This is a genomic window from Nonomuraea sp. NPDC049750 (genome assembly GCF_040659625.1).
Taxonomy (GTDB): domain Bacteria; phylum Actinomycetota; class Actinomycetes; order Streptosporangiales; family Streptosporangiaceae; genus Nonomuraea.
Window position 1 is genome coordinate 19,678 of record NZ_JBFANB010000042.1, and the last position, 26,191, is coordinate 45,868.

Genomic DNA, 26,191 nt, shown 5'->3' on the forward strand with positions numbered 1-26,191 from the left:
TGTGGTGGTCACTCCACTGTCACCGTCGCGTTCGCCGGGACCGTGGTGCCCGCCACCTGCCCGGTCACCGAGAAGGTGCCGGGGGAGGCGTACGAGCTCGGGTCGATCCGCGCCCAGGTGACCGCGACCGAGCTGTCCTTGGACCCGTCGTTGTACGTGGCCACCACGGTCGCCGGCAGCGACGGCGCGGTGCCCGCCCGGGTCCGCACCGCCTCCTCGGCGATCGAGGTGATGGTCACCGCCGGACTCGTCCTGACGTACACCGTGGCCTCCACGGGCGAGCGCAGGCCCTCGGCGAGCCCGGCGACCTTGAAGCTGGTGCCACCGGTCTTGACCTGGTCGGCGGTCACCTGCTGCCACGTCACCGCGGCCTGACCCCGGCCGCCGTCCGCGTACAGCGTCTCCACCTTGGCCGGGAGCTGGGGCAGCGTGCCGGCCACCGTCGGGACGTACACGGGCCGCACCGAGTCCGGCGGCACCGCGTACGCCTTCCACTCCAGCACCCCGACGGACGCCGGCCCGGAGACCAGTTCGGCGCGCAGCTTCGTCGTCGTCACCGTGTCGAACGAGACCGTGTTGTAGGCGTCGGCCGCGGTCGGGTACGAGGCGGCGCCGGTCACGTCCTCGAAGGAGTCGCCGTCCCACGCCTGGATCTTCCATGACGCCGGGACGCGGACGCCGCCGCCGTCGTCGAAGAAGTACAGGTCCGCCTTGTTCACCCGTACCGGCGAGGGCCAGTCGAGCTGCACCCACTGCGTGCCCTCCTGCGGCCAGGTGCCCCAGCGCGGGTTGGCGCCGTCGTTGGAGCGCGGCGGTTCGATGCCGTCGTTGATCGCCGTCACCTTCTCCCACGGCGAGGTGTAGGAGGCGGTCGGCGTCGCGTACGGCGCCACGTTCACCTGCGTGCCCAGCGCGCCCACCGTGACGGCGACCGTGCCGGACGCCGACTTGGCGCCGTCGGAGGCGGTCAGCCTCAGGTGGTACGTGCCCGCCTCGGTGAACGACGCGACCGTGGCCGGGCTCGCCGGGTCGGTGAAGAACGCCTGCCCCGGTCCGTCGACGACGCTCCACGTCATGCTGAGCGTCCCCGACGGCAGCCCGTCGTCCTTGACGACCGTGTCCAGCTTGGCCTGCCCGGGGCGGTTGAAGGTCGCGTCCTGTACGGCCAGCACGTACGGAGCCCGGTTGCCCACGGACGGCGGAGCCGAGCCGGTCGCGTACGCCTGCACCTCCTTCAAGCCCGTCGAGTAGCCCGGCCGGTGGGTGACCAGCACGCGCAGCTTCTGGGCGGTGAGGGAGCTGAAACGGACCTCGTTGAGGTTGGCCCGGGGATAGACCGGGTCCTTGGCCTGGCCGGGCACGTCCTTCCAGGTGGAGCCGTCAAGGTACTGCACCGAGTACAGGGCGGGCTCACTGTAGCTCTTGCGGTCGTTGTAGAAGTACAGGCGCAGCCGGTCGACGGGCCGGGCCGAGCCCAGGTCCACCTCCAGCCAGTCCTGTGCCTTGCCGGAGCCCTTGCTGCCCCAGTACGGCTCGTTGATCGTGAACCCGTCCACCGCGCCCGCCGGGTCGCCGTACGAGGCCGTGGCGGACTTGACCAGGTTCGGCCGGGTGGAACCGAGATCGACCCCGGCCTTCTGGAACAGGTCCTCGACCCGGTCACCCGACAGCTTCACCTCGGCCGGAGCCTTCATCGACCGCGCCGCCTCGGCGTGCACCACCGTGCCACCCTCGACCTTGCCCGTGGCCGGGTCCCAGACCGCGTGCGCGAGCCCGGACAGCGTGACCTTGCGCTTGCCGTCGATGAGGATCGAGTAGCCCTCGGGCACGCCCGCGTAGTGCGTTTTGCCGTCGCCGGGCTTGTCCCAGACGATGCTCAGGTCGCTGCCGCGGTAGTTGATGCCGTTGACCGTGAAGTGGTCCCAGCCGATGTCGACCGGCCACAGCTCGACCTTGCCGTCGGAACGCGGGCGCAGGCCCATCACGTCCTCGATGACCGTCCAGTTGCTACTACCGAGGATCGTATGGTGGATCCACGACCGGTAGTCGATGGTCTTGGTGGCGGGATTCCAGTTCGACCAGAACTCGTTGGCGTCCGGGTAACGGGTGTCGCCGCCGACGAACTGCGACCAGGCGTTCCAGTACAGCAACTGCTTGTACCGGTCGGCCGTGATGTACGGCGAGGTGTATTCGCGCAGCGCCCTGGAGAACAGCGAGAAGTTCCGGGTCGAATTGATCTGCGAGAAGTTGTTCGACCCCGGATGCCCGGCCGCGGCGGCCTCCGCCTTGTCCTTCTGATTAGCCGTATAGGCCGGGAAAATCGGATATTCAGCGGGGTCGGCCCATAGACGGAGCGCCTCCCGATATTTCGGGTCGTCCGTCGGGACCAGGCCGGTGGCGAACGGGATGTAGTTGTTCGATTCCTTCCACGGGATCAGGTTGCCCGTCTGCAGGTCGCGGTGCTTGAACAGCTTGTTCTGGTCGTCCCAGAGCAGGGTGAGGATGCCGTTCTTCACCTTGTCGGCCACGCCCCGCAGTTCGGCGGCCTTCGCGGTGTCGCCGATCAGCGTGTACGCCTGCGCCGCCGCCATCGCGTTGGCGTAGACATAGGCGCCCTCAAGCCGCTCGTTCGCCCGGTTGTAGTAGTGGAACGACACCGCGTCGGCGTCGTTGCCGGTCATCGCCTCCCAGTCGTACTCGATGACCCCGTTCTTGTTGGAGTCGTAGGCGTTGAGCTGCCCGTAGACGTCCTTCTCCGCGTAGCGGGCCAGGTTGCGCAGAATCGCGGGCTGGCCGCCGTGGAGTTGGTAGCTCTCCAGCGCGGAAGCCGAGATGTACTGGGTGTAGCTGTTCGACCAGTTCTCCGGATCGCCCGGGTTATCCGTATATTTCGAGTTACGTGATACCTCGCCGGCCGACACCCACGGGCCGTACGAGTAGATCGGATCCCGCAGATACTTCAGATCCTGCAGGAACATCGGCACGGTCAGCACGATCGCGTTGTTGTAACCGAGCGCCCCCTCCACCGACGTCGGGAACTGGAAGTCGTTGCCCGGGATGTCGGCGTCGAGGAAGTTGAACCGCATCAACCACCAGCGGTAGTAGACGAACTTCTTGATGTTGGCGTCCGGCACGTCGATGTAGGGCAGGTTCTCCGCCCACCAGGCGTTGTAGTCCTGGAGCTGGCGGCGCAGCGCCTTCTCCGGCGAGCGGCCCTTGTAGCCGTCGTACTCGCCGCGCGACCCGGCCAGCTCCTCCGTGACGAAGCCCATCTGCACCTTGGTCCGCACGGTCTTGCCCGGCTCGACCGAGAGAGTCCCCTTCAGCGCGCCGTCCGCGACCTTCAGGCCGTCGCCGCTGAGCCGGGGGAAGATCGTGGTCAGCCGGTTCTTCGCCGCCACCACGCCGGTCAGCTCACGATCGCCGTCCGCGGTCTTCGTGTACGGAGAGGTCACCGTGACCGGCACGGTCAGCTTCGCGGTGCCCGTGTTCGTGACCGCGAGCGTGGTGACCGCCACGTTCTCGTGCGTGATGAACTTCTTGACGGTCACGGCCAGATCGCCGCCCGCGTACTGGCCGATCCAGTGGCTGGGCATCTGCAACCGCTTGCTCACGTCCTCCTTGAGGTCCGTGCCGAGCGAGACGCTGTAGGCGTCGCGGTTGTCGATGCTCTCCCAGTACGCCACGCTGCCGCTGAAGCCGATGACCGATGGGTCGTGCTCCTTCATGAACAGCGCCCGGCCCCGCGACATCAGCCACGTGCCCGCCGGGTCGTCGCCGGGGCGGGCCAGCATGCGGTCGATCCAGTACGAGTCGCCGCCCTTCTCCTTCTTGTAGATCTCCTCCATCATCTTGCGCGGCTGGTAACGGACGGGCTCGGCCGGAACGGGGTCGGCGCCGGTGAACACCGGCATGCCGAGATCGTCCTGGACGGCCGTGGCCGGGGAGCCGGCGGCGAGCAGACTGCCCGCGACGGCTAACGCGGCCAGGCCGGAGAGGGTTTTGCGCACGGAGTTCTCCATGGGGGGTGTCAGTCGGCGACGGGCAGCCAGACGCGCATGGTGGCGGGGCCGCGATTGCCCCAGCGGTGGTACGGCACCAGCCGCAGCACGATGTCCGTGCCGTCCGGCGCGTCGGGAGTAGGCCCGTACGGCCAGTCATCGGTGGCTGGAGCCCCGAGCACGACTGCGACCTCGATCTCCACAACGGGATCGACAGCGGGACCGGCAGCGGGACTGGCGGCGAGATCGGCGGCGGGGTCAGTGGTGGGGTCGGCGGCGGGCGCGCCCGCGACGGGATCGGGCGCGCCCGCCTCGGAACCGGCCGCCCTCGGTACGGGGGCGGCTGCGGACGCCCCTTCCGGAGAGCCGGCCTGGTGGTCAGCTGGTTGATCGGCCAGAGGGTCGGCCGGACGGTCGATGGGCGCGGATGAGATGCGGGCGGCCACGTCGGCGAGTGGCGGCTCGTCGGCGACGGACTCCGCGCAGTAGACGAGCGGCCCGCGCTCCACCGCGACACTCCCGCGCAGCGCGTCCACCCGCCGGTCGGGGAAGGTCCATCGGGGAGCCATGGGCAGGTCGAGCCGGATCTCATCACCGGGCTGCCAGTCACCCGCGACGACGGCGTACCCGGCCTCGACCTCCCGACTACCCGACATATGCGAAATGTCGGATCCACTGGCGGCCGATTCCGTGTCACCGGCCGGCCCGTACGCGAGCGTGGCGCCCTTCGCCCAGGCGGGGACGCGCAGCGAGATCCGCCCGCTGCCACCCGACAGCACCCGCACCCGCACCCCGCCCGACCACGGATACCCGGTCTCCACCCGCAACGCGAGCGGTCCGTGGGTGATCTCGCCGGGCGTGAAGTGGTGGATCTGCACCCCGCCCGCGTCACTGGTCGCCATATAGGCGGGCAGTGAGGCGAGCGTGCGGGCGATGTTGTTCGGGCAGCACGACACGTCGAACCACGGTGAGCGCAGCCCGCCCTCGGCGGCGTGGTTGACCCCGTTCAGCGGCACGGCCGGCACCCGCACACGCAGTGGGTTGGCGTAGAAGAACGACCGGCCGTCCAGGGCCACCGCGGTGGCCAGCACGTTGTACAGCGTCCGCTCGGCCACGTCGGCGTACCGGGCGTCGCCGGTGGCCAGCAGCAGCCGGTGCGCCAGCATGATCGAGGCGATGCCCGCGCAGGTCTCGGAGTAGGCGCGGTCCGGCGGCAGCTCGTAGTCCTCGCCGAAGGACTCGTCGGTGTGCCGCGAGCCCATGCCGCCCGTCAGGTGGGTGCGCCTGGCGACCGCGCGCTCCCACTGCGCTTCGACGGCCTTCAGCAACTCCTCGTCGCCCGTCTCCACGGCGACGTCGACGACGCCGCTGGCCAGGTAGAGCGCCCGTACGGCATGCCCGCGCAAGGACTGCGCGCGCCGTACCGGGACGTCGTCCTGGAAGTAGGCGCGGCCGAACGGGATCTCGGCCAGCGCGGGCAGGCCGCGGCGTTCGACGAAACGGCGGGCCATCTCCAGGTAGCGCTCGGTGCCGGTGGCTCGGTACAGCTCGACCAGCGCCATCTCCACCTCCGGGTGGCCGCAGGTCTCCGAGGTGTCCATGAAGCGGCGGCAGATGTGGTCCGCCGCCCGCCTGACCACCTCGGTCAGCCGGTCCTCGCCGTGCATGCGCAGCCGGGCGACCCCGGCCTGGATGAGGTGGCCGTAGCAGTAGAGCTCATGGCCCCACTCGAAGTCGGTGTAGCGGCTGCCGGACCATCGGGTGTTGAGGTAGCCGTCGCCCTCCTGGGCCCTGGCCACGGTCTCGGCCAGTTCGGGCAGCGCGGGGTGGTCGGCCCACGCCATCCCCTCCAGCAGCTTATAGATCTCTGAGTCGCTGAACTCCCTGCCCTTGCGGGGCAGACGGCCACGGAAGTTGCCGATCCAGCCTTCGCGCTCCATCCATTCCTGGCAGTGGGCGATGGTGACGTCCCGGTTGAGGGTGATGCGGTCGCCCCAGAAGCCGGGCGCCGGACGTACGGCGTCCAGGCCGAGGGGGGACAGCACGCCCGATGAGGGCAGGACAGGATTAGCCACGCAGAGCTCCCGACATGAATCCGCGCACATAGTGGCGCTGCAGAATGACGAACAGAATGAGACAGGGGAGTGCCATGACCATGACGCCGGCCTGGAGCATGCCGTAGTCGATGGCGCCGAACGTGCCCTGCGTCATGCTGACCACGGCCACCGGCAGGGTGAACGACGCGCCGTCGTTGAGCAGGATGAGCGGTGCGAAGAAGTCGTTCCATGAGGCGAGGAAGGCGAACAGGCCGACGGTGACGAGCGCGGGCCGTACGGCGTGCAGCAGGATCCGGGAGAAGGCCCGGAAGGTGCCGCAGCCGTCGACCAGCGCCGCCTCCTCCAGCTCGCGCGGGATCGCCTCGAAGGCGTTGCGCATCATGAACAGCGCGAACGGCAGCTGGAACATCACGAACACCAGCGACAGCCCCAGCAGCGAGTTCTGCAGGCCGAGGTAGCCGAGCAGCACGTAGAGCGGGATGAGGATCGTCGCGTACGGCACCATGAGGATCGCCAGCGTGGCCAGGAACAGCAGGTTCTTCCCCGGGAAGTCGAACCGGGCGAAGGCGTAGCCGCCCAGCGCGGAGACGATCAGCGTGCCGGCGACGGTCATCGACGACACCAGCACGCTGTTGGTGGCGTAGGTGCCGACGCCCTCGCCGAACTGGGCCATCTTCAGGTAGTTGGACGGCTCCTCCAGCGACGCCCAGCCGCTCCACAGCAGCGGGAACAGGAACAGGATGGCCAGCGCCGTGACAGTGGGGTAATACCTCACTTGAGCCTCCGCATCAGCAGAGTGTTGAACCCGACCAGGGCGACCAGCAGCACGACGGACAGCGCCGCCGCCCCGCCGAGGTCGAAGCGGAAGAACGCGTCGCGGTAGACGACCATGACCATGGAGACCGTGCTGTTGTCCGGGCCGCCGTTGGTGAAGATGAAGAACTGGTCGAAGGCCAGCAGCGAGCCGGTGATGCTGAGGATCAGCATCAGCGCCAGCGTCGGGCGCAGCAGCGGCATCGTGATCTTGGTGAAGATCTGCCAGCGGTTGGCGCCGTCGCTCCTGGCCGCCTCGTACACCTCGACGGGGATCGACTGCAGGCCGGTCAGCAGGATGAGCATGTTGAACCCGGCGAAGCGCCACAGCACGAGCGCGATCGTGGAGAACAACGCCATGTTGGGCGTGCCGATCCACTTCACCGGCTCGTGCGTGATCCCCAGCGTCTGGAGCAGCGGGTCGATCGGGCCGAAGTCGTTGTTCAGCATGCCGTAGAACAGCAGCGCGGCGGCGGCGAAGCCGACGGCTCCCGGCAGGAAGAACGCGGTACGGAAGAAGGCCACCCCTGGCCGGCGCTCCTGCACGAGCAGGGCCAGGCCGAGCGCGACGGCCGACAGCAGGACGGTGGTGATGGCGGTGTACTTCAGCGTGAAGAGCACCGCGTCGAAGAACAGCGGGTTCTTGGGGATCTTGGTGTAGTTGTCGGGCGCGTTGAAGACCGCCTGGCCCAGCAACGGCCAGCGGTTCAGCGACATCCAGACGACCAGCACCAGCGGTGCGAGGAACAGGACGCCCACGATGACGGCGGTCGGCGCGGCGTACAGCCAGCCCTGGACCTGTCTCCTTCGCCATCGGGCGGACGGCACCGTGTGGGCCGCCCGCCGCCCCGGAGGTCGCGCTCCCGACGAAGTCGGGAGCTTTTTGAGCGACCGACTCGCCGAACGGAGTGAGGCCGTGAACACAGTTGCGATCATTGCTGCAGGGACTTCGTTATCTCGGCATTCAGTTGGGGGACCTTCGCGGCGTCGCCGAACACCGCCTCGCGGGCCAGCCGCAGCCAGGGTCCCTGCGGGTCGTTGAACGTCTGGCCGAAGCGCAACGCGTAAGGCGTCTGCCCCTTGGCGACCAGCGAGTTGATCAGCACCACGCGTGGGTCCTCAGCCGAGTACTTGTTGTTGGCCAGGTCCGTACGCGCGAGCACGTCCTTGTTCTTGGCCATGACCTCGACCTGCGCGTCATCGGAGACGGTCCAGGACAGGAAGTCCCAGGCCGCGTCGGCGTTCTTGGACGTCGAGGAGATGCCGATCGAGTCGCCGCCCACGAACGTCGACTCGCCGCCGTCGGGACCGGCGATGGGAGTGACGCCGATCTTCATGCCGGCGGGCATGGTGCCGAGCGTGGTCGACGGCATGGGCATGACGCCGATCTCGCCCTTGGGGAAGAAGCCGGTCCAGGTCGGGCCCTGCTCCTCCTTTGCCGTCGGGCCGGTGACCTTCTTCTCGTACAAGTCGCGGTAGGTCTTGAACACCTCGGTCATCGCGGGCTGGTCGTTGAGCGAGGTGGTGCCTTCGGCGTTCATGACCTGGGCGCCGGCCGCCCAGACCGAGGGCCAGAAGGTGAAGACGTAACAGCCGCCGCAGTTGCCGCCGAAGAACGTACCGTGCACCTTGCCGTCCTTGCCCAGCTTCTGCTGGATCGTGGTGGCCTGCTGGGCGAACTCCTTCAGCGTCTTGGGCCCCTTCTCCGGGTCGAGCCCGGCCTTGGCGTAGAGGTCCTTGTTCCAGAACCAGACCGACAGGTCCAGCGTGTGCGGCAGGGTGTAGAGCTTGCCGTCCAGCGTGCCCAGCTTCATGTGGGAGGGCGCGAGACCGGCCTTATACGGCAGGGCGTTGACCCGGTCGGTGATGTCCATGAACAGGCCCTGCGAGGTGTAGTTCGGGACGAAGATCACGTCGGCCGCGAACACGTCCGGCAGCTGCTTCGCGCCGGCCGCGGCCGCGATGCGCGGCTGGTAGTTGTCCGTCGGGATGACGGTCAGTTTCACTTGGTTCTTGTGACTGCTGTTGTAGGCCTTCACCAGCCGTTCGCTCTGGGCCTGCGTCGCCGCGCGGGTCCACATGGTGATCGTGACCGGGCCTGCCGCTTGGGGCTGCTTCTCGCTCCCACCGCTGCCACCGCTACCGCAAGCGGCGGATGTGAGCGCTAACAAACCGAGGAAGGCGATCCCAGCCAGCCGTCGTCTCATGGTTGTCTCCTTCGGGACCCCCGTGAACTGAAAGGTTTTCGGAAACGTAGAAGAAACATTGGGGCCTGTCAATGGGTATTATGGTTTGTCCTAGATACCGGGTTACTGAAAAGGATTTCGAAAATATGGCGGGTAGGCGCGCGACCATCAACGACGTGGCCTCCCTGGCAGGGGTGTCGATCGCCACGGCCTCCAAGGCGCTCAACGGGCGGCAGGACGTGCGGGCCTCGACCCGTCAGCGCGTGCTCGCCGCGGCGGAGGAGCTCTCCTTCCAGCCGAACGCCCTGGCCAGGGGGCTGCTGTCCGGGCAGACGCGGACTGTCGGGCTGCTCACCTCCGACAGCGCGGGCCGGTTCGGCATCCCGGTGCTGCTCGGGGCGGAGGACGCGTTCGGCGCGGGGGAGATGGCGGTGCTGCTCTGCGACGCCCGCGGCGACGCCATCAGGGAGCAGCACCACCTGCGCGCGCTGCTGTCGCGCCGCGTCGACGGGCTGATCGTGGTGGGCGAGAGCACCAACCTGCGGCCGTCCGTCAGCCGCGACCTCGGAGTGCCGGTGGTCTACGCCTACGGGCCGTCGGACGATCCGGAGGACGTGTCGTTCGTGCCGGACGACGTGGGCGGCGCGGTGATGGCCGTCAACCATCTGATCGCGCTGGGCCGGCGCCGGATCGCGCACGTCACCGGGCCCGATCACTACAAGGCGGCCCGCGACCGTGTGGCGGGTGTGCAGCTGGCGCTGTCCGAGGCGGGGCTGGAGCAGGCGGGCGAGACGCTCTGGGGCGCGTGGTCGCAGCGGTGGGGGCGGCACGCGGCGGAGATGCTGCTGATGGCCCAGCCGGAGATCGACGCGGTGTTCTGCGGCAGCGACCAGGTCGCGGCCGGGTTCGTGGAGGCGATCCGCGAGCGGGGGCGGCGAGTGCCCGACGACATCGCGGTGATCGGCTACGACAACTGGGAGGTGCTGTCGACCGAGACGCGCCCGGCCCTGACGACCGTGGACATGAACCTCGAACTCCTCGGCAGGACGGCCGCCCAGCACCTGTTCGCGGCCATCGACGGGCGGGCCACGCCGGGCGTCCATCGCATGCCCTGCCAGTTGGTGATCCGCGACTCCACGGCGTCGTCGGCGTAACCGCGCGCGGAGGGCCTGGCCCTCCTGATATGTTAGCGTTAACATTCTGAGTGAACTTCCTCTCCAGGCTGGGCGCCAAAGATGAGGAGCGCTCAAGGCAGAGCTCGTGTGACGCGACCGTAATCGGGCGACCTCTTGACGAGACCTGTTGTTAACGTTCACAGTCATGCCAAGCCAGGAAGGGAGCACGGCAGTGGGAGCGACCCAAGGGCGTCGACCGCCGGTCATGGCCGATGTGGCCAAAGAGGCCGGGGTATCGCACCAGACGGTCTCACGCGTGCTCAACGAGCATCCCAACGTGCGCAGCGAGACCCGCGCGCGGGTGATGGAGGCGATCGATAAGCTCGGCTACCGCCGCAACCTCGTCGCCCGCGCTCTGGTCACCAAGCACTCCAGGACGCTCGGCGTCGTCAGCTTCGACACCACGCTGTACGGCCCGGCCAGCACGGTCTATGGCATCGAGCAGGCGGCCCGGGGGGCCGGCTACTTCGTCAGCATCGTGAGTCTCAAGTCCATCGACAAGATCGGCGTCAGTGACGCCCTCGACTACCTGGCCGACCAGGGCGTCGACGGCATCGTCGTGGTCGCGCCGCAACGGTCGGCCGCCCAGGCGCTGGGCGAGCTCCCGTTCGGGGTGCCCACGGTCGCCGTCGAGGGCGGCGAGGCCGGTGACGTGTCGGTCGTCTGCGTCGACCAGGTGCGCGGCGGCAGGATGGCCACCGAGCACCTGCTCTCCCTGGGACACGAGACGGTCTGGCACATCCGCGGCCCCTCCGACTGGCTGGAGGCCGAGGGACGCGTGGCCGGGTGGCGGGCCGCGCTGGAGCAGGCGGGCCGTTCGGCCCCTGAGCCGCTCGCCGGAGACTGGAGCCCGCGCTCGGGATATGAGGCGGGGCGCAGCCTGGCGAGCATGAAGGACGTCACAGCGGTGTTCGTCGCCAACGATCAGATGGCGCTGGGCGTGCTGCGGGCGTTCACCGAGCAGGGGGTGAGAGTGCCCGACCAGGTGAGCGTCGTCGGTTTCGACGACATCCCCGAATCGGAGTTCTTCTCGCCGCCGCTCACCACCATCAGGCAGGACTTCGGCGCGGTGGGCAGGCACAGCATCGAGGTGCTCCTTCGGCAGATCGAGGGCCAAGGCTCCCACGAGTGCGAACGCCTCGTGGTCCCGCCCTCGCTCGTCTCCCGGGCCAGTACGGCCCGGCGGTAGGCCGTACACAGAAGGAAACGCGCACGCACCCTTGCTGTGGTGTTAGCGCTCACATCAGAAGGGACCCCACGTGTTGAAGAGGATCTCGGTATTGATGCTCGCCGGGTTCACCGCCATGGCGGTGGCCGGATGCGGCGCGAGCGGCGGTAGCGGTGGCGGCGGTGGCGCGATCACCATGGGCTTCTCGCAGGTCGGCGCGGAGAGCGGCTGGCGCACCGCGAACACCAAGTCGGTGCAGGACTCGGCCAAGTCAGCCGGGATCACCCTGAAGTTCTCGGACGCCCAGCAGAAGCAGGAGAACCAGATCAAGGCGATCCGCTCCTACATCCAGCAGAAGGTGGACGTCATCGCCTTCTCGCCGGTGGTGGAGTCGGGCTGGGACACCGTGCTCAAGGAGGCCAAGGACGCGAAGATCCCGGTGATCCTCACCGACCGGGCCGTGGACTCCAAGGACACCTCGCTCTACAAGACCTTCCTCGGCTCGGACTTCGTCGAGGAGGGCCGCAAGGCCGGCAAGTGGCTGGTGGACGAGTACAAGAGCACCAGCGACCCGGTCAAGATCGTGGAGCTGCAGGGCACCACGGGCTCGGCTCCGGCCAACGACCGCAAGGCGGGCTTCCAGGAGATCATCAAGGCCGAGCCCAAGTTCCAGATCGTCGCCTCGCAGACCGGCGACTTCACCCGGGCCAAGGGCAAGGAAGTCATGGAGGCCTTCCTGAAGTCCACTCCGGACATCGACGTGCTTTACGCGCACAATGACGACATGGGGCTGGGTGCGATCGAGGCCATCGAGGGCGCGGGCAAGGTGCCCGGCAAGGACATCAAGATCATCACGGTCGACGCCGTCAAGGACGGCATGCAGGCGCTCTCCGACGGAAAGATCAACTACATCGTCGAGTGCTCCCCGCTGCTTGGCCCGCAGCTGATGGACCTGGCCAAGAAGGTCGTCAAGAACGAGACCGTGCCGACCCGCGTGATCACGCAGGAGACGGCGTTCAACCAGGAGCAGGCCAAGGCCGCTCTGCCCAACCGCCAGTACTGACCGCCGACCGGGCCGGCCCTCGCGGCCGGCCCACTTACGTCATCAAGAGCTACGTGATCAACAGCTACACGATCAAGAGCAAGAGGAGGAGAGGGACGCCGATGGCCGTACCCGCGCCGATCCTGCTGATGAGCGGAATCGGCAAACAGTTCCCCGGCGTGAAGGCTCTCGACGGCGTGGACCTGCGACTGCTGCCGGGCGAGGTGCACGCGCTCATGGGCGAGAACGGCGCGGGCAAGTCCACCCTGATCAAGGTGCTGACCGGCGTCCACTCCATCGACGCCGGCACCATCGAGCTGCTCGGCGAGCCCGTCGCGTTCGGCAGCCCGCTGGAGGCTCAAGGGGCCGGCATCAGCACGGTCTACCAGGAAGTCAACCTCTGCGCGAACCTCTCGGTCGCCGAGAACATCTTCGTCGGCCGCGAGCCCCGGCGCTGGGGCCGGATCGACTGGCCGCGGATGCGGGCCAGGGCCGCGGAGCTGCTGGCCCGGCTGGAGCTCGATCTCGACGTCTCGGCGCCCCTGTCGACCTACTCGCCGGCCATCCAGCAGATGGTGGCCATCGCGCGCGCCATCGACATCGAGGCCCGGGTGCTGATCCTCGACGAGCCGACCTCCAGCCTCGACGCGAGCGAGGTCGAGCAGCTCTTCCGCGTGATGCGCACCCTCAAGGAGGAGGGCATCGCGATCCTGTTCGTCTCCCACTTCCTCGACCAGGTCTACGAGATCTCCGACCGGATGACGATCCTGCGCAACGGGCGGCTGGTGGGCGAATACCTCACCGCGGAGCTCAGCCAGGTCGAGCTGGTCGCCAAGATGATCGGCCAGGAGCTCGCCGCCCTGGAGAAGCTGCACGGTGAGGCCAAGGTGTTCGACCGGCCGCTGCTGGAGGCGCGCGGGCTGGGCAGGGCCGGGGCCATCGAGCCGTTCACGCTGACCGTCCACGAGGGCGAGGTCGTGGGGCTGGCCGGGCTGCTGGGCTCGGGCCGTACGGAGGTCGCGCGGCTGCTGTTCGGCGCCGACCACGCGAGCGCCGGCGAGGTGAGCATCGACGGCACGCCGGTCTCGTTGCGCGCGCCGCGCGTCGCGATGAACCACCGGATCGCGTTCTGCTCGGAGAACCGCAAGTCGGACGGGCTGATCCCCGACCTCACGGTCAGGGAGAACATCATCCTGGCCCTGCAGGCCACCAGGGGCTGGACCAGACCGGTCCCGCGTGAGCAGCAGGACGAGCTGGTCGGCAAGTACATCGCCGCGCTGAAGATCAGCCCGGCCAACCCGGAGCACCTCGTACGCGACCTCAGTGGCGGCAACCAGCAGAAGGTCCTGCTGGCCAGGTGGCTGATCCTGGAGCCCAGGCTGCTCATCCTCGACGAGCCCACCCGCGGCATCGACATCGGCGCGAAGGCCGAGATCCAGCGCCTGGTCGCCCAGCTGTCCGACGGCGGCATGGCGGTGCTGTTCATCTCCGCCGAGCTGGAGGAGGTGCTGCGGCTCAGCCACAAGGTCGGCGTCCTGCGCGACCGCAGGCTGGTCGCCGAGCTGCCCAACGACGACGACCTCACCACGGACGTGCTCATGGAGACCATCGCAAGTGGCGGCACGGGCGGGGGGCGAGCGGAATGAGACGCCTGCTCTGGCCGGTCGTCATCCTGGCCCTGCTGCTCCTCGTCAACCTGTTCTTCACCGCGAACTTCTTCTCGATCCAGATGCGCGACGGCCACCTCTACGGCAGCCTGATCGACATCCTGCGGTTCGGCGCCCCGCTCATCCTGGTCTCCCTCGGGATGACGCTGGTCATCGCGACCGGCGGCATCGACCTGTCGGTCGGCTCGGTGGTGGCGATCGCGGGGGCGCTGGCCTGCCTGCAGATCAGCGACGACGCCGGCGTGTTCACCGCCGTGGCGCTGGCGCTCGGCCTGTCGGTGCTGCTCGGGGCGTGGAACGGCCTGCTCGTCGCGGTCGTCGGCATTCAGCCGATCATCGCCACGCTGATCCTCATGGTGGCCGGGCGCGGCCTGGCCCAGCTGATCACCGGCGGGCAGATCATCACCGTCAACAGCCCCTCGTACAAGGTCATCGGCGGCGGCTACTGGCTGACCGTGCCCTTCGGCATCCTGCTGGTCGTGGTGGTCCTGGCGATCACCGTCTTCCTCACCCGCAGACTGGCCCTGGGCATGCTGATCGAGTCGGTCGGCGGGAACGCCGAGGCCAGCAGGCTCGCCGGGATCCGCGCGCGCGGCATCATCATCATGGTCTACGCCTTCGCCGCGCTCTGCGCCGGCGTCGCCGGGCTGATGATCAGCTCGAACGTCTCCAGCGCCGACGGCAACAACGCCGGCCTGTGGGTCGAGCTCGACGCCATCCTGGCCGTGGTCATCGGCGGCACCTCGCTGTCGGGCGGGCGCTTCTCGCTCGGCGGCACCGTGCTCGGCGCGCTGATCATCCAGACGCTGACCACGACCATCTACTCCATCGGGGTGCCGCCGGAGACCACGCTGCTGTTCAAGGCGCTCGTGGTTACCGCGGTCTGCCTCATCCAGTCGAAGTCGTTCCGCGAGAAGGTGTTCGGCCGTCGCCGCCGAGCCGTGCCGCCCAGCCCGGCGGCCGAGGAGAAGGTCCAGGTGACGGCATGACGACCGTGACGCTCAACGGCCTCAGGACGATCCCGGCCAAGTACGTGCCCGTCCTGGTGACCGCCGGCCTGTTCGTGGCGATGTTCGTCGCGGGCGGCATCCGCTACGAGGGGTTCGCCAGCGGGCAGGTGATACTCAACGTCTTCATCGACAACGCCTTCCTGCTGGTTGTGGCCGTCGGCATGACGTTCGTGATCCTGACCGGGGGGATCGACCTGTCGGTCGGCTCGGTGGTCGCGCTGTCCACGATGATCTCGGCGAGCCTGATGAAGGGGCCCGGGTGGCCGCCGTACCTGGTGATCCCGCTGGTGCTGGTCATCGGCGCCGGGCTGGGGCTGGTGATGGGGTACATCATCCACGCCTTCGACATCCAGCCGTTCATCGTCACGCTGGCCGGGATGTTCCTGGCCAGAGGGCTGTGCTACACGATCGGCACCGACTCGATCCCCATCGAGGACCCGACGTTCACGGCGTTCGCGCAGACCAGGATCGACCTGTTCGCCGGTCTGTGGATCTCGCCGAGCGTGATCATCGCCGCGGTGGTGGTGCTCGTGGCGGCGTACGTGCTGCATTACACGCGCCTGGGCCGCGCCGTCTACGCCACCGGGGGCAGCGAGCAGTCCGCGCTGCTGATGGGCCTGCCCGTGGCCCGGACGAAGATCACGGTCTACACGGTCAGCGGGTTCTGCTCGGCGCTCGGCGGGGTGCTGCTGTCGTTCTACATGCTCTCGGGGTACGGGCTGCACGCCGTCGGCATGGAGCTCGACGCGATCGCGGCCGTCGTCATCGGCGGCACGCTGCTGACCGGCGGCTCCGGGTTCCTGCTCGGCACGGTGCTGGGCGTGCTCGTGCTGGGCCTGATCCAGACGGTCATCAGCTTCGAGGGCACGCTCAGCTCGTGGTGGACCAAGATATTCATCGGACTTCTGCTCTTCGTCTTCATCCTGCTCCAGCGTCTATTCTCGGCGCGCCGGACCTGACCTCCGGCACGGCCTCCGCCGTACCGGATCAAGGGAGATTGTGTGAACGCTAACAACAACACATACGTGATCGGCGTCGACTTCGGCACGCTGTCCGGCCGCGCCGTGGTGGTGCGGGTCGGCGACGGCGCCGAGGTCGGCACCGCCGTGCACGAGTACGCCCACCGCGTCATCGAGGACCGGCTGCCCGGCTCCGAGGTCCGGCTGGGACCCGACTGGGCGCTGCAGTCCCCGCAGGACTGGCTGGACGTGCTGCGTACCGCCGTGCCCGAGGCCGTGGCCGCGGCCGGGATCGACCCGGCGCAGGTCGTCGGGCTCGGCACCGACTTCACGGCGTGCACGGTGCTGCCGACCACCGGCGACGGCACGCCGCTCTGCTTCCAGACGCCCGAGCGGCCGCACGCCTGGCCCAAGTTGTGGAAGCACCACGCGGCGCAGGCGCACGCCGACCGGATCAACGAGCTGGCCGCGCGGCGCGGGGAGAGCTGGCTGCCGCGCTATGGCGGCAAGATCTCCTCGGAGTGGGAGTTCGCCAAGGGCCTGCAGGTGCTCGAAGAGGACCCGGAGACCTATGGGCGGGCCGAGCGGTGGATCGAGGCGGCCGACTGGATCATCTGGCAGCTCACCGGGGTCGAGACCCGCAACGTCTGCACCGCCGGATACAAAGGGATATATCAGGATGGGGGCTATCCGTCCGAGGACTTCCTCGCCGCCCTCAACCCCGGCTTCTCCGGGTTTGCCGGCAAGTTGGGACATGAGCTGTCTCCGCTGGGCGGGCTCGCCGGTCGGCTGACCGCGCAGGCCGCCGAGTGGACCAAGCTGCCCGAGGGCATCGCCATCGCCGTCGGCAACGTCGACGCGCACGTCACCTCCGCCGCGGCCGACGCGGTCCGGCCCGGCCAGATGGTCGCCATCATGGGCACCTCCACCTGCCACGTGATGCCCTCCGACCAGCTGGCCGAGGTGCCCGGCATGTGCGGGGTGGTCCGCGACGGGATCGTGCCGGGGCTGTGGGGATACGAGGCGGGACAGTCGGGCGTGGGTGACATCTTCGCCTGGTTCGTCGACAACGCCGTGCCCGCCTCGTACGCGCGGCTCGCGGCCGACCGGGGACAGTCGGTGCACGACTACCTGACCGAGCTGGCCGCCGGGCAGCGGGTCGGGCAGCACGGACTGGTCGCGCTCGACTGGCACAACGGCAACCGCTCCGTGCTGGTCGACCACGACCTGTCCGGCGTGGTCGTCGGCCAGACCCTGGCCACCAAGCCCGAGGACGTCTACCGCGCGCTCATCGAGGCGACCGCGTTCGGCGCCCGGGTGATCGTCGAGACGTTCGAGGCGTCGGGCGTGCCGGTGGCGGAGTTCGTGGTGGCCGGCGGCCTGCTGAAGAACCGCTTCCTCATGCAGGTCTACGCCGACGTGCTGCGCCGCCCGCTGTCGATCATCGACTCCGAGCAGGGACCCGCGCTCGGCTCGGCGATCCACGCGGCCGTAGCGGCGGGCGCGTACGACGACATCCAGCAGGCCGCGGCCGTGATGGGCGCGCGCCAGGAGAACGCCTACGTGCCCGACGCGGACCGGGCCGACGCCTACGACCGGCTCTACGCCGAATACCGCACACTGCACGACTACTTCGGGGATGGACGAATGCTGCACACGCTACGCGCGATCAGGAACGAGGCCCGCTCATGACCGAGGCCATGCGGAAGACGGTCTGTGACCTGCACGCCGAGCTGGTGCGCAACAACCTCGTCGTCTGGACCGCCGGGAACGTCTCCGGCCGGGTCCCCGGCGAGGACCTGTTCGTCATCAAGCCGTCCGGCGTCACCTACGACGAGCTGAAGCCGGCGAACATGGTCGTCTGCGACCTCGACGGCAACCTGGTGGCCGGTGAGCACGCGCCGAGCAGCGACACCGCCGCGCACGCCTACGTCTATCGCAACATGCCCGAGGTGAACGGGGTGGTGCACACACACTCCACGTACGCCTCCGCCTGGGCGGCGCGCGGCGAGGCCATCCCGTGCGTGCTGACCGCCATGGCCGACGAGTTCGGCGGCGAGATCCCGGTCGGGCCGTTCGCGCTGATCGGCGACGACTCCATCGGCCAGGGCATCGTGAAGACGCTCAAGGGGCACCGCTCGCGGGCCGTGCTGATGCAGAACCACGGCGTCTTCAGCATCGGCCCGAGCCCCAAAGCCGCGGTCAAGGCCGCCGTGATGTGCGAGGACGTCGCCCGTACCGTGCACGTGGCCAAGCAGCTCGGCGAGCCGCTGGCCATCGCCCAGGACGACATCGACCGCCTGTACGACCGCTATCAGAACGTCTACGGACAACAGAGGAGCCCGCGTTGAACATCTGGTTTCTGACCGGCAGCCAGGGACTGTACGGCGAGGACACGCTGCGCCAGGTCGCCGAGCAGTCGCAGCGGATCGCCGCGGCGCTCCCGGTGCCCGTCGAGTGGAAGCCCGTGCTCACCGACGCGGCCGCGATCAGGCGGGTGATGCTGGAGGCCAACGCGGACGACTCGTGCGCCGGCGTGATCGCCTGGATGCACACCTTCTCCCCGGCCAAGATGTGGATCGCCGGGCTGGACACGCTGCGCAAGCCGCTGCTGCACCTGCACACGCAGGCCAACGTTGAGCTGCCGTGGAGCTCCATCGACATGGACTTCATGAACCTCAACCAGGCCGCGCACGGCGACCGCGAGTTCGGCCACATCCAGACCCGGCTGGGCGTGCCGCGCAAGACCGTGGCCGGGCACGTCAGCGACCCGTTCGTGGCCGACCGGGTGCTCGCCTGGTCGCGGGCGGCGGCTGGCCTGGCGGAGGTGCGTACGCTCAAGCTCGCCAGGTTCGGCGACAACATGCGCGACGTCGCCGTCACCGAGGGCGACAAGGTCGAGGCGCAGCTCCGCTTCGGCGTCTCGGTCAACACCTACGGCGTCAACGAGCTGGTCGAGGCCGTGGACGCCGCCTCCGAGGCGGACGTGACGGCGCTGGTCAAGGAGTACGCCGAGCTCTACCGGGTGGCGCCGGAGCTGCTGGGCGAGCGGAACGAGTCGCTGCGCTACGCCGCCAGGATCGAGCTGGGCCTGCGCGGCTTCCTGGAGGCGGGCGGCTTCCGCGCGTTCACCACGAACTTCGAGGACCTCGGCGGGCTGCGCCAGCTCCCCGGCCTGGCCGTGCAGCGGCTGATGGCCGACGGGTACGGCTTCGGCGGCGAGGGCGACTGGAAGACCTCGGTGCTGCTGCGCACGCTCAAGGCCATGGCGCCGGGTGGCACCTCGTTCATGGAGGACTACACCTACAACATGACGCCGGGCGAGGAGCTCATCCTCGGCGCGCACATGCTGGAGGTCTGCCCGTCGATCGCCACGGGCACCCCGTCGTGCGAGATCCACCCGCTGGGCATCGGCGGCCGGGAGGACCCGGTGCGGCTGGTGTTCGACGCCGAGCCGGGTCCCGGCGTGGTCATCGGGCTCGCCGACATGGGGGACCGGTTCCGGCTGGTGGCCAACGAGATCGACATCGTCGCGCCGCCGCACCCGCTGCCCAACCTGCCGGTGGCGCGCGCGGTCTGGCGGCCCCGGCCGAACCTGCGTACCTCCGCCGAGGCGTGGCTGACCGCGGGCGCGCCGCACCACACCGTGCTCTCGACGGCCGTGGGCACCGAGGAGCTGACCGACCTGGCCGACATGCTCGGGGTCGAACTGCTGGTCATCGACGCGGACACGACGGCTCGGGGGTTCGCCAAGGAGCTGCGCTGGAACCAGGCGTACTACCGGCTGGCGCAGGGCTTCTAGTCGCCCTTGGGGGTGTCGTCAGGTGGCTTCGGGGCGTTCCTGCGTTGTTCCTCTGCCCGCTCGCGGAGGCGGCGCAGGAACTCCTCATCGTCGTCGGGGTTGCTCGCGGTCGCGCGCCCCGGCCGGTCGTACTCGGGGTATCCGGTCGGCCGCGCAGCCGGGAGTGTCTGCGGCCGCCCGGCCACCAGCCAGATGATGGAGCCGACCAGCGGGAACAGCAGGACGATGAGCACCCAGAGGATCTTCGGCAGGTTGCGGCACGCCTCTTCCGGCGTGGTGATCGCGTCGAAGAGGCAGTACAGCCAGAGCACGAGCGTGGCCAGACCGAGGGCCTCGGACAGGTAGAGCACGGAATTCTCCTCGGCGGCGCCCAGAGCGCCTTTGTCGTCGGCGCTTTCGTCGGCGGCACCCGAAACTAGCGCCCCCTCGCGGCGCTGACAAGAGCTATGGAACTGTAGGGCAGTGACGTTGAAGAATTGGGCGGGAAACATCGCCTTTCAGATGAAAAACGTGCATCATCCCTCCTCCCTCGACGAGCTCCAGAGCCTTGTCGCCGGCACCACCTCCATCCGGGCGTTAGGCAGTGGCCACTCCTTCAACGACGTCGCCGACTCGACGGGTGACCTGGTCGCTCTGGACCGCCTGCCGTACGAGATCGAGATCGACAGCGCCGCGGCGCGCGTGCGGGTCGGCGGGCGGGTGACGTACGCGGAGCTCGCGCCCGTGCTGCACGCGAGCGGGTTCGCGCTCGGCAACCTGGCCTCGCTGCCGCACATCTCGGTGGCGGGTTCGGTCGCGACCGGCACGCACGGCTCCGGCGGCGGCAACCAGAGCCTGTCGGCGGCCGTTTCGGCGCTGGACCTCGTCACCGCCGACGGCTCCCTGATCACCCTCGCGCGGGGCGAGGCCGACTTCCCCGGCGCGGTCGTGGCGCTCGGCGCGCTCGGCGTCGTCACCTCGGTCACGCTCGACCTCGTGCCCGCCTTCGAGCTGCGCCAGTACGTCCAAGAGGGCCTGCCCGACGACTTCGACTTCGAGGCCGTCATGTCGGCCGGCTACAGCGTCAGCCTGTTCACCAACTGGCTGGCGACCACTGTGTGGCTCAAGCGCCGCACCGAACTGCCCCCGGGCGAGTGGCACGGCACCCGCGCGGCCGACGGGCCCCGCCACCCGGTGCCGGGCATGCCGGCCGGCAGCTGCACCGAGCAGCTCGGCGTGCCGGGGGCGTGGCACGAGCGGCTGCCGCACTTCCGGGCCGACTCGCCGCCGAGCAGCGCGGGCGACGAGCTGCAGTCGGAGTTCCTGCTGCCCAGGGGGCGCGCGGCCGAGGCGCTGCGCGAGCTGCGGGCCATCGGCGACCGCCTCCGGCCGGTGCTGCAGATCTCCGAGGTGCGTACGATCGCCGCCGACGACCTGTGGCTCAGCCCGTATCTCGGCCGCGACACCGTGGGTGTGCACTTCACCTGGGTCAAGGACACCGAGGCGGTGCTTCCGGTGATCGAGCTGGTGGAGGAGCGGCTGGCGCCGTTCGATCCCCGGCCGCACTGGGGCAAACTGTTCACCCGCTGGCCGTCGTGCCCGGAGCGCTTCCGGGACCTGGTGGGGCGCTACGACCCGGCGGGGAAGTTCCGCAACGACTTCGTTGGGACGCTGCTGGGTACCTGACCGGATCTGACAGGTATGACCCGCACCATGGGAAGCATGACAGCCAAGGGAACCTTCGACACCGCCGACTGGACACCCCAGCCTCCGTACGAGGAGGGTGACGGCGTGTCGCTCGCCCACGTCACGCTGGGCAAGACCTTCCACGGCGACCTGACCGGCACCAGTACGGTCAGCATGATCATGGCGTTGACGCCGGTGGCGGACTCCCGTGCGTACGTGGCGATGGAGCGGGTCGTGGGCACGTTGGCAGGCCGGTCGGGCAGCTTCGTCCTGCAGCACTTCGCGGTGGGCGACCGGGGCGAGCAGTCACTGCGCGTCTCGGTCGTCCCGGACTCCGGCACCGGCGGGCTGAGCGGCCTCAGAGGGGAGATGGACATCCTCATCGCTCCTGACGGCTCGCACTCGTACGTCTTCGACTACCGGCTCTGAGGAACGTCGGCATTTGCGGCGACGCGGCGGGCGGCGAACGCGAGCAGGACCAGCGCACCGAGGCCGAACACGAGGTGGCTGACCAGGTTGATCAGGGGCGTCGCCGGAACGACCGGGCCGGAGAAGAAGGCGTGCCACACGTAGGTCAGCAGGGCGCCGCCGGCCAGCGCCATCCGGTGCCTGCCGTCCCATCCGCGCCGGGCCGACCAGAACAGGGCCAGAGCGGTCATCCCCACCTCGACCCCGGCCAGCAGCGCGATCCCCAGGCCGACCTGGTCGCCGAGCAGGACGTTCGGCGCCTCGAACAGCATGCCCGCCACCAGCGTCACCACGAGGACCAGCCAGGGCGCGGGCGCCTCGGCCGCCCGGTCGGTGCCGGTCTGGCGGGGCGGCTGGTCGGCGTCGGCCCGGTGGGGCAGTTGGTCGGCGCTGACGCGGCGCGGTAGGCGGAAGGCCAGCGCGACGAGGGCCACCACGATCACCACGATCGACACCAGCTGCGGCACGGAGGCCAGGAAGTGCCCGTTCATGTAGCTGAACACCGTCGTCAGGGCCGCGCCCAGCACGGCCAGTACAGCGGTGACGGTCAGCCCGATCTTGCCGAGCCACGGCGTGGTGCGCCGCGCGCCGGTCAGCTCCTCGGTCAGCGCGATGGGCACGCTCATGCTCCACACGGTGTGCAGCGCCAGCACGAACAGCGTCCACGGCACCCCGATCCCCAAGGCCGGCACGAACCCGGGATCGAGCAGCCGCTGACCGGCGTAGTCGGGGTTGAACAGCGACATCGTCATGATCCCCTCCTCGAACACGCCGTAGGCGAGGGACATGAGCACGATGCCCGGCCAGCCGATCCCCGCCCTGCGCGCCACCTCGCGGATCAGCAGCGCGGCGCCGCCGTACGTGGGGGCGAGCAGGACCAGGAAGTGCAGCGAGGTGAGCGGGAAGTCGCCGAGCAGGAACTCGGCCACGAGCGGAGACAGGAGCGCGAGCCCGAAGGCCGGCAGGATTCGTCGCATGTCACCGATGCTCCCGACAACCGGGCGCGACGGGAGGTGCCATCCATCCTGACCTCGCTATGACAATCGTCCTATGGTTCAAGGATCGTTACCGATCAGCCGGTGGAGGGACGAACGCCGTGTGGGACCCCGAACTCGCCGAACTGGAGCGCCGCGAGCGGCTGGCCGAGCGCATGGGAGGCGAGGAGCGGGTCGCCCGCCAGCACGCGACCGGGCGGCTGACGATCCGCGAGCGCCTCGCCGCCCTCACTGACAGCTGGCGCGAGGTCGGCGCGCTCACCGGCCAGGCCGTGTACGGGGAGGACGGGCTGGAGAGCGTCACCCCGTCGAACGTGATCATCGGCAGGGCCGTGGTCGCCGGGCGGCGGGTGGTCGTGGCGGGCGACGACCCGCGCGTCTACGGCGGCGGCATGACGGCGCAGGGCGCGGACAAGACGGCCAGGTTCGTGGACCTGGCCGAGACGTTCCACCTGCCGGTCGTCCACCTCGTGGACCAGCCCGGCTTCGTGATCGGCAGCGCCGCCGAGCGGGCCGGCACCATCAGGCACGGCGCCCGCGCGCTGGCCGCCGTCTACCAGTCGACCATCCCGTGGGCGTCCGTGCTGGTCCGCCGCGTCTTCGGCGTCGCGGGCGCCGCGCACCGGCCCCACGACAGGTACGGCCTGCGGGTCGCCTGGCCGTCGGGTGACTGGGGCTCGCTGCCGATCGAGGGCGGGCTGGAGGTGGCCTTCAAACGCCTGCTCGCCGAGGCGGGACCGGAGGCAGAGACGGTGAAGGCGGAGATCGCCGAGCGGCTGGAGGCGGTCAGGTCACCGTTCAGGACGGCGGAGGCGTTCCTGGTCGAGGACATCATCGATCCGGCGCGGACGCGGCCGGTGCTCACGGAGTGGGTCCACGACGCCTACGCCGTCCTCGACCCTGGCCCCCGGCACACGACCCGCCCGTAACCGGCCCGGCGTCGGTCAGAGCCCTTCGGGGAAGTCGGTCATCGCGTTGAGCAGCGGTACCAACTGCTCCTCCTCGTAGTCGAGGTGCGCCTCGAGTTCGCGGGACAGCTGATCGAGCTCGGCACCGACGTCGCCCTCGTCGGGGAGCTCGCGGATCCGCGCGAGCAGCCGCGCCACCACCTCGTGCTCGGCGCGCAGCCGGGCCAGCACCTCCACCAGCTCGGGATGCGCGCCCGCCAGGTGCGGGAACAGGACGCCGTCCTCGCCGGTGTGATGGGCGTGCAGCGCGTCGCAGAACGTCAGGCAGTGCTCCCGCAGCTCGGGCCGCGAGCCGGGTGCCCGCCGCAGCGCCGCGAGCTCTCGCCGGAAGCCGTCGTGTAGCTTCACCAGCTCGTCACCCATGGCGATGAGTCGTTCTTCGCTCATGTCACACCACCTCCTGGAGAGTTTTTATACGCGTATAGAAAGTAGCATGACAGGATGCCCGCACGTACTGGACGGCCGCCCAAGATCTCCCGGGCGGACATCGTGTCCGCCGCCCACCGGCTCATCGAGGCCGAAGGGACGGAGAGCCTGACGATGCGCAGGCTGGCCCGTGAGGTCGGCACCACGCCCATGGCCCTCTACCACCACGTGCACGACAAGGAGGAACTCCTCCTGCTGCTGCTCGACGACTACGCGGCGGGGATGCCCCGGCCCGAGCTCCCGGACGAGCCGGACGAGCGGATGGCCGCGGCGGCCATCGCCATGCACGACGCGCTGGTGGGCGTCCCGTGGATCGTGGACGTCCTCAGGGCGGACGACCTGCTCTCGGTCAACGCCTTGTGGTATCCGGAGATGATCATCGACGCGGCCGTACGCGCCGGGCTGTCGCTGGAGCGGGCCGTGGCCGCGTACCGGATCATCTGGCACTACACGGCGGGGGAGATCACCGCGCGGGCGGCGGCGCTGCGCAGGCGGGAGGAGGGCGGGCCGACGTACCGGCGGCAGGTGTTCGCCGCGCTCGACGCCGAGGCGTTGCCGCGCCTCGCGGCGGTGGGCGGGCGGTGGGAGGAGCTCACCGCGCGCGACACCTACGGTGAGGGGCTGCGCGCTCTCGTGGCCGGGCTGCTGCTAAAAGGGTTGGCCACGGGACGGTCGTCCGTGAAACGGTCTGAGCCTGATGATCACATGGACTGAGGCGGGCGAAGAGTGTTCGGCAGTGTGGCGGTCCGCACTGGAGGCGCCGCCACCGGCTCGGGTGGTGATCGCCGACGACCGGATGAAGGCCGACACCGCCTACCGCCTGGCTCGCGAGGGCACCGCCCTGCTGTGGCGCGGCGACTTCCAGAACGCCCGGCAGTTGCTCCAGGCGATGGGCCGCCGGTGCGAGCCGGCCGAGCCCGGCGCCACGTTCGACCGCTACCGCCAGGCCCAGGGCCGGCGGGCGCGGACGCTCGGCCTGCTGCTCATCCCGTACGACGAAGGCCACGTCATTCCGCTCACCCGCGCTCCCGACGTACGGCAGGCGTGCGAGGAGGTCTACGGGCCGGCGGAGGGTCCGTACGTGGGGTCGTTGCGCGAGCTGCTCGGGCTGATCGGCGCGCACGAATGGCGCAAGAAGGGCGTCGAGGTCCCGGCGCTGGGTGCCCGGATCCATCCGCATTACGGGGTGTTCTCCCCGATCCGTGGTGAATACATTGATCTGGTGGCCCAGGCGCCGCTGCCCGGCAAGCGGCTGGCCTTCGACCTCGGCACGGGCACCGGAGTTCTGGCCGCGGTGCTGGCCAGGCGGGGCGTCGAGCGGGTCGTGGCCACCGATCTCGACCGGCGCGCGGTGGTCTGCGCCCGCGACAACATGGCCCGGCTGGGGCTGGCCGATCGGGTCGAGGTGGTGGCGGCCGACCTGTTCCCGCCGGGGCGCGCGTCGCTCGTCGTGTGCAACCCGCCCTGGCTGCCCGCCGAGCCATCGTCGCCGCTCGACCGGGCGGTGTACGACCCCGGTGGGGGCATGCTCCAGGGCTTCCTCGACGGCCTGGCCGAGCATCTGGAGCCGGGCGGCGAAGGGTGGCTGGTGCTGTCGGACCTGGCCGAGCATCTTGGCCTGCGGCCCCGTGCCGACCTGATGGCGGCGTTCGACGGCGCGGGCGTGCGGGTCATGGGGCGGCTCGACACTCGGCCGCGTCACCGGCGCGCGTCCGACGACACCGACCCGCTGAGGGCGGCGCGGGCCGCCGAGGTGACGTCTCTGTGGCGGCTCGCCTGCTGAGGGCTG

At 69.5% G+C, this 26,191-nt stretch carries 22 protein-coding genes; 14 read left to right on the forward strand and 8 right to left on the reverse strand.

Annotation, left to right across the window (positions count from 1 at the left end):
* Positions 1 to 8: 8 nt before the first annotated feature.
* The 5 genes from AB0J16_RS53480 to AB0J16_RS53500 form a co-directional block, all read right to left on the reverse strand.
* Positions 9 to 4,010, reverse strand: a complete 4,002-nt coding sequence (locus AB0J16_RS53480) for an Ig-like domain-containing protein (protein ID WP_358555103.1) — start codon at positions 4,008 to 4,010, stop codon at positions 9 to 11.
* 20 nt (positions 4,011 to 4,030) lie between these two features.
* Positions 4,031 to 6,076: a beta-L-arabinofuranosidase domain-containing protein gene (locus AB0J16_RS53485; RefSeq protein WP_358555106.1), complete on the reverse strand. Its 2,046-nt coding sequence runs from the start codon at positions 6,074 to 6,076 to the stop codon at positions 4,031 to 4,033.
* A complete protein-coding gene (locus AB0J16_RS53490; RefSeq protein ID WP_357648178.1) occupies positions 6,069 to 6,833 on the reverse strand; it encodes a carbohydrate ABC transporter permease in 765 nt (254 codons plus the stop codon). Before AB0J16_RS53490 ends, AB0J16_RS53485 begins: the two co-directional genes overlap by 8 nt.
* Positions 6,830 to 7,699, reverse strand: a complete 870-nt coding sequence (locus AB0J16_RS53495; RefSeq protein ID WP_358555109.1) for a sugar ABC transporter permease — start codon at positions 7,697 to 7,699, stop codon at positions 6,830 to 6,832. Before AB0J16_RS53495 ends, AB0J16_RS53490 begins: the two co-directional genes overlap by 4 nt.
* 104 nt (positions 7,700 to 7,803) lie before the next feature.
* On the reverse strand, positions 7,804 to 9,078 hold the full coding sequence (locus AB0J16_RS53500) for a sugar ABC transporter substrate-binding protein (protein WP_358555112.1): 1,275 nt from the start codon (positions 9,076 to 9,078) through the stop codon (positions 7,804 to 7,806).
* A gap of 125 nt (positions 9,079 to 9,203) precedes the next feature.
* Here AB0J16_RS53500 and AB0J16_RS53505 point away from each other — a divergent pair, with 125 nt between their 5' ends.
* The 9 genes from AB0J16_RS53505 (at position 9,204) to araA (ending at position 19,880) form a co-directional block, all read left to right on the forward strand.
* Positions 9,204 to 10,211: a LacI family DNA-binding transcriptional regulator gene (locus AB0J16_RS53505; RefSeq protein ID WP_358555114.1), complete on the forward strand. Its 1,008-nt coding sequence runs from the start codon at positions 9,204 to 9,206 to the stop codon at positions 10,209 to 10,211.
* Positions 10,212 to 10,437: 226 nt separating this feature from the next.
* A complete protein-coding gene (locus AB0J16_RS53510) occupies positions 10,438 to 11,421 on the forward strand; it encodes a LacI family DNA-binding transcriptional regulator (RefSeq protein WP_358555292.1) in 984 nt (327 codons plus the stop codon).
* A 70-nt stretch (positions 11,422 to 11,491) separates the two neighbouring features.
* On the forward strand, positions 11,492 to 12,463 hold the full coding sequence (locus AB0J16_RS53515; RefSeq protein ID WP_358555117.1) for an ABC transporter substrate-binding protein: 972 nt from the start codon (positions 11,492 to 11,494) through the stop codon (positions 12,461 to 12,463).
* A 53-nt stretch (positions 12,464 to 12,516) separates the two neighbouring features.
* On the forward strand, positions 12,517 to 14,088 hold the full coding sequence (locus AB0J16_RS53520; RefSeq protein ID WP_358555120.1) for a sugar ABC transporter ATP-binding protein: 1,572 nt from the start codon (positions 12,517 to 12,519) through the stop codon (positions 14,086 to 14,088).
* A complete protein-coding gene (locus AB0J16_RS53525; RefSeq protein WP_358555123.1) occupies positions 14,085 to 15,098 on the forward strand; it encodes an ABC transporter permease in 1,014 nt (337 codons plus the stop codon). Before AB0J16_RS53520 ends, AB0J16_RS53525 begins: the two co-directional genes overlap by 4 nt.
* Positions 15,095 to 16,078, forward strand: coding sequence for a galactofuranose ABC transporter, permease protein YjfF (gene yjfF, locus AB0J16_RS53530; protein WP_358555125.1), 984 nt, complete (start codon positions 15,095 to 15,097; stop codon positions 16,076 to 16,078). The genes AB0J16_RS53525 and yjfF overlap by 4 nt, the downstream gene beginning before the upstream one ends.
* A gap of 42 nt (positions 16,079 to 16,120) precedes the next feature.
* A complete protein-coding gene (gene araB / locus AB0J16_RS53535; protein WP_358555128.1) occupies positions 16,121 to 17,770 on the forward strand; it encodes a ribulokinase in 1,650 nt (549 codons plus the stop codon).
* A complete protein-coding gene (locus AB0J16_RS53540; RefSeq protein ID WP_358555131.1) occupies positions 17,767 to 18,429 on the forward strand; it encodes an L-ribulose-5-phosphate 4-epimerase in 663 nt (220 codons plus the stop codon). The genes araB and AB0J16_RS53540 overlap by 4 nt, the downstream gene beginning before the upstream one ends.
* Entirely contained in the window at positions 18,426 to 19,880 is a 1,455-nt protein-coding gene (gene araA, locus AB0J16_RS53545; protein WP_358555134.1) for an L-arabinose isomerase, read from the forward strand. The genes AB0J16_RS53540 and araA overlap by 4 nt, the downstream gene beginning before the upstream one ends.
* On the opposite strand, the gene AB0J16_RS53550 is transcribed toward araA, so the two are convergent.
* Positions 19,877 to 20,230 (reverse strand): PLD nuclease N-terminal domain-containing protein, encoded by a 354-nt coding sequence (locus tag AB0J16_RS53550; RefSeq protein WP_358555137.1) that lies wholly within the window; start codon positions 20,228 to 20,230, stop codon positions 19,877 to 19,879. The genes araA and AB0J16_RS53550 overlap by 4 nt on opposite strands.
* Before the next feature lie 151 nt (positions 20,231 to 20,381).
* Here AB0J16_RS53550 and AB0J16_RS53555 point away from each other — a divergent pair, with 151 nt between their 5' ends.
* Both AB0J16_RS53555 and AB0J16_RS53560 read left to right on the forward strand, forming a co-directional pair.
* Positions 20,382 to 21,545, forward strand: a complete 1,164-nt coding sequence (locus tag AB0J16_RS53555; protein ID WP_358555140.1) for an FAD-binding protein — start codon at positions 20,382 to 20,384, stop codon at positions 21,543 to 21,545.
* Between the two features lie 36 nt (positions 21,546 to 21,581).
* Positions 21,582 to 21,974, forward strand: coding sequence for a DUF3224 domain-containing protein (locus AB0J16_RS53560; protein ID WP_358555143.1), 393 nt, complete (start codon positions 21,582 to 21,584; stop codon positions 21,972 to 21,974).
* Here AB0J16_RS53560 and AB0J16_RS53565 read toward each other — a convergent pair.
* On the reverse strand, positions 21,962 to 22,990 hold the full coding sequence (locus tag AB0J16_RS53565; protein WP_358555146.1) for a hypothetical protein: 1,029 nt from the start codon (positions 22,988 to 22,990) through the stop codon (positions 21,962 to 21,964). The two genes, AB0J16_RS53560 and AB0J16_RS53565, sit on opposite strands and share 13 nt — an antisense overlap.
* Before the next feature lie 59 nt (positions 22,991 to 23,049).
* Here AB0J16_RS53565 and AB0J16_RS53570 point away from each other — a divergent pair, with 59 nt between their 5' ends.
* Positions 23,050 to 23,937, forward strand: a complete 888-nt coding sequence (locus AB0J16_RS53570) for a carboxyl transferase domain-containing protein (protein WP_358555149.1) — start codon at positions 23,050 to 23,052, stop codon at positions 23,935 to 23,937.
* A 15-nt stretch (positions 23,938 to 23,952) separates the two neighbouring features.
* On the opposite strand, the gene AB0J16_RS53575 is transcribed toward AB0J16_RS53570, so the two are convergent.
* Positions 23,953 to 24,363, reverse strand: a complete 411-nt coding sequence (locus AB0J16_RS53575; RefSeq protein WP_358555152.1) for a hemerythrin domain-containing protein — start codon at positions 24,361 to 24,363, stop codon at positions 23,953 to 23,955.
* Positions 24,364 to 24,417: 54 nt separating this feature from the next.
* Here AB0J16_RS53575 and AB0J16_RS53580 point away from each other — a divergent pair, with 54 nt between their 5' ends.
* A complete protein-coding gene (locus AB0J16_RS53580; protein ID WP_358555155.1) occupies positions 24,418 to 25,116 on the forward strand; it encodes a helix-turn-helix domain-containing protein in 699 nt (232 codons plus the stop codon).
* A 22-nt stretch (positions 25,117 to 25,138) separates the two neighbouring features.
* On the forward strand, positions 25,139 to 26,185 hold the full coding sequence (locus AB0J16_RS53585; RefSeq protein ID WP_358555158.1) for a class I SAM-dependent methyltransferase: 1,047 nt from the start codon (positions 25,139 to 25,141) through the stop codon (positions 26,183 to 26,185).
* Positions 26,186 to 26,191 lie beyond the last annotated feature (6 nt).

Excerpts from the sequence above, each read along its gene's own strand:
- AB0J16_RS53540 (WP_358555131.1), top strand. The coding sequence starts at position 17,767 with ATGACCGAGGCCATGCGGAAGACGGTCTGTGACCTGCACGCCGAGCTG.
- AB0J16_RS53580 (WP_358555155.1), top strand. The coding sequence starts at position 24,418 with ATGCCCGCACGTACTGGACGGCCGCCCAAGATCTCCCGGGCGGACATC.
- AB0J16_RS53500 (WP_358555112.1), bottom strand. The coding sequence starts at position 9,078 with ATGAGACGACGGCTGGCTGGGATCGCCTTCCTCGGTTTGTTAGCGCTC.
- AB0J16_RS53525 (WP_358555123.1), top strand. The coding sequence starts at position 14,085 with ATGAGACGCCTGCTCTGGCCGGTCGTCATCCTGGCCCTGCTGCTCCTC.
- AB0J16_RS53555 (WP_358555140.1), top strand. The coding sequence starts at position 20,382 with ATGAAAAACGTGCATCATCCCTCCTCCCTCGACGAGCTCCAGAGCCTT.
- AB0J16_RS53575 (WP_358555152.1), bottom strand. The coding sequence starts at position 24,363 with ATGAGCGAAGAACGACTCATCGCCATGGGTGACGAGCTGGTGAAGCTA.
- AB0J16_RS53570 (WP_358555149.1), top strand. The coding sequence starts at position 23,050 with ATGACAATCGTCCTATGGTTCAAGGATCGTTACCGATCAGCCGGTGGA.
- AB0J16_RS53565 (WP_358555146.1), bottom strand. The coding sequence starts at position 22,990 with ATGCGACGAATCCTGCCGGCCTTCGGGCTCGCGCTCCTGTCTCCGCTC.
- yjfF (WP_358555125.1), top strand. The coding sequence starts at position 15,095 with ATGACGACCGTGACGCTCAACGGCCTCAGGACGATCCCGGCCAAGTAC.
- AB0J16_RS53560 (WP_358555143.1), top strand. The coding sequence starts at position 21,582 with ATGACAGCCAAGGGAACCTTCGACACCGCCGACTGGACACCCCAGCCT.
- AB0J16_RS53505 (WP_358555114.1), top strand. The coding sequence starts at position 9,204 with ATGGCGGGTAGGCGCGCGACCATCAACGACGTGGCCTCCCTGGCAGGG.
- AB0J16_RS53510 (WP_358555292.1), top strand. The coding sequence starts at position 10,438 with ATGGCCGATGTGGCCAAAGAGGCCGGGGTATCGCACCAGACGGTCTCA.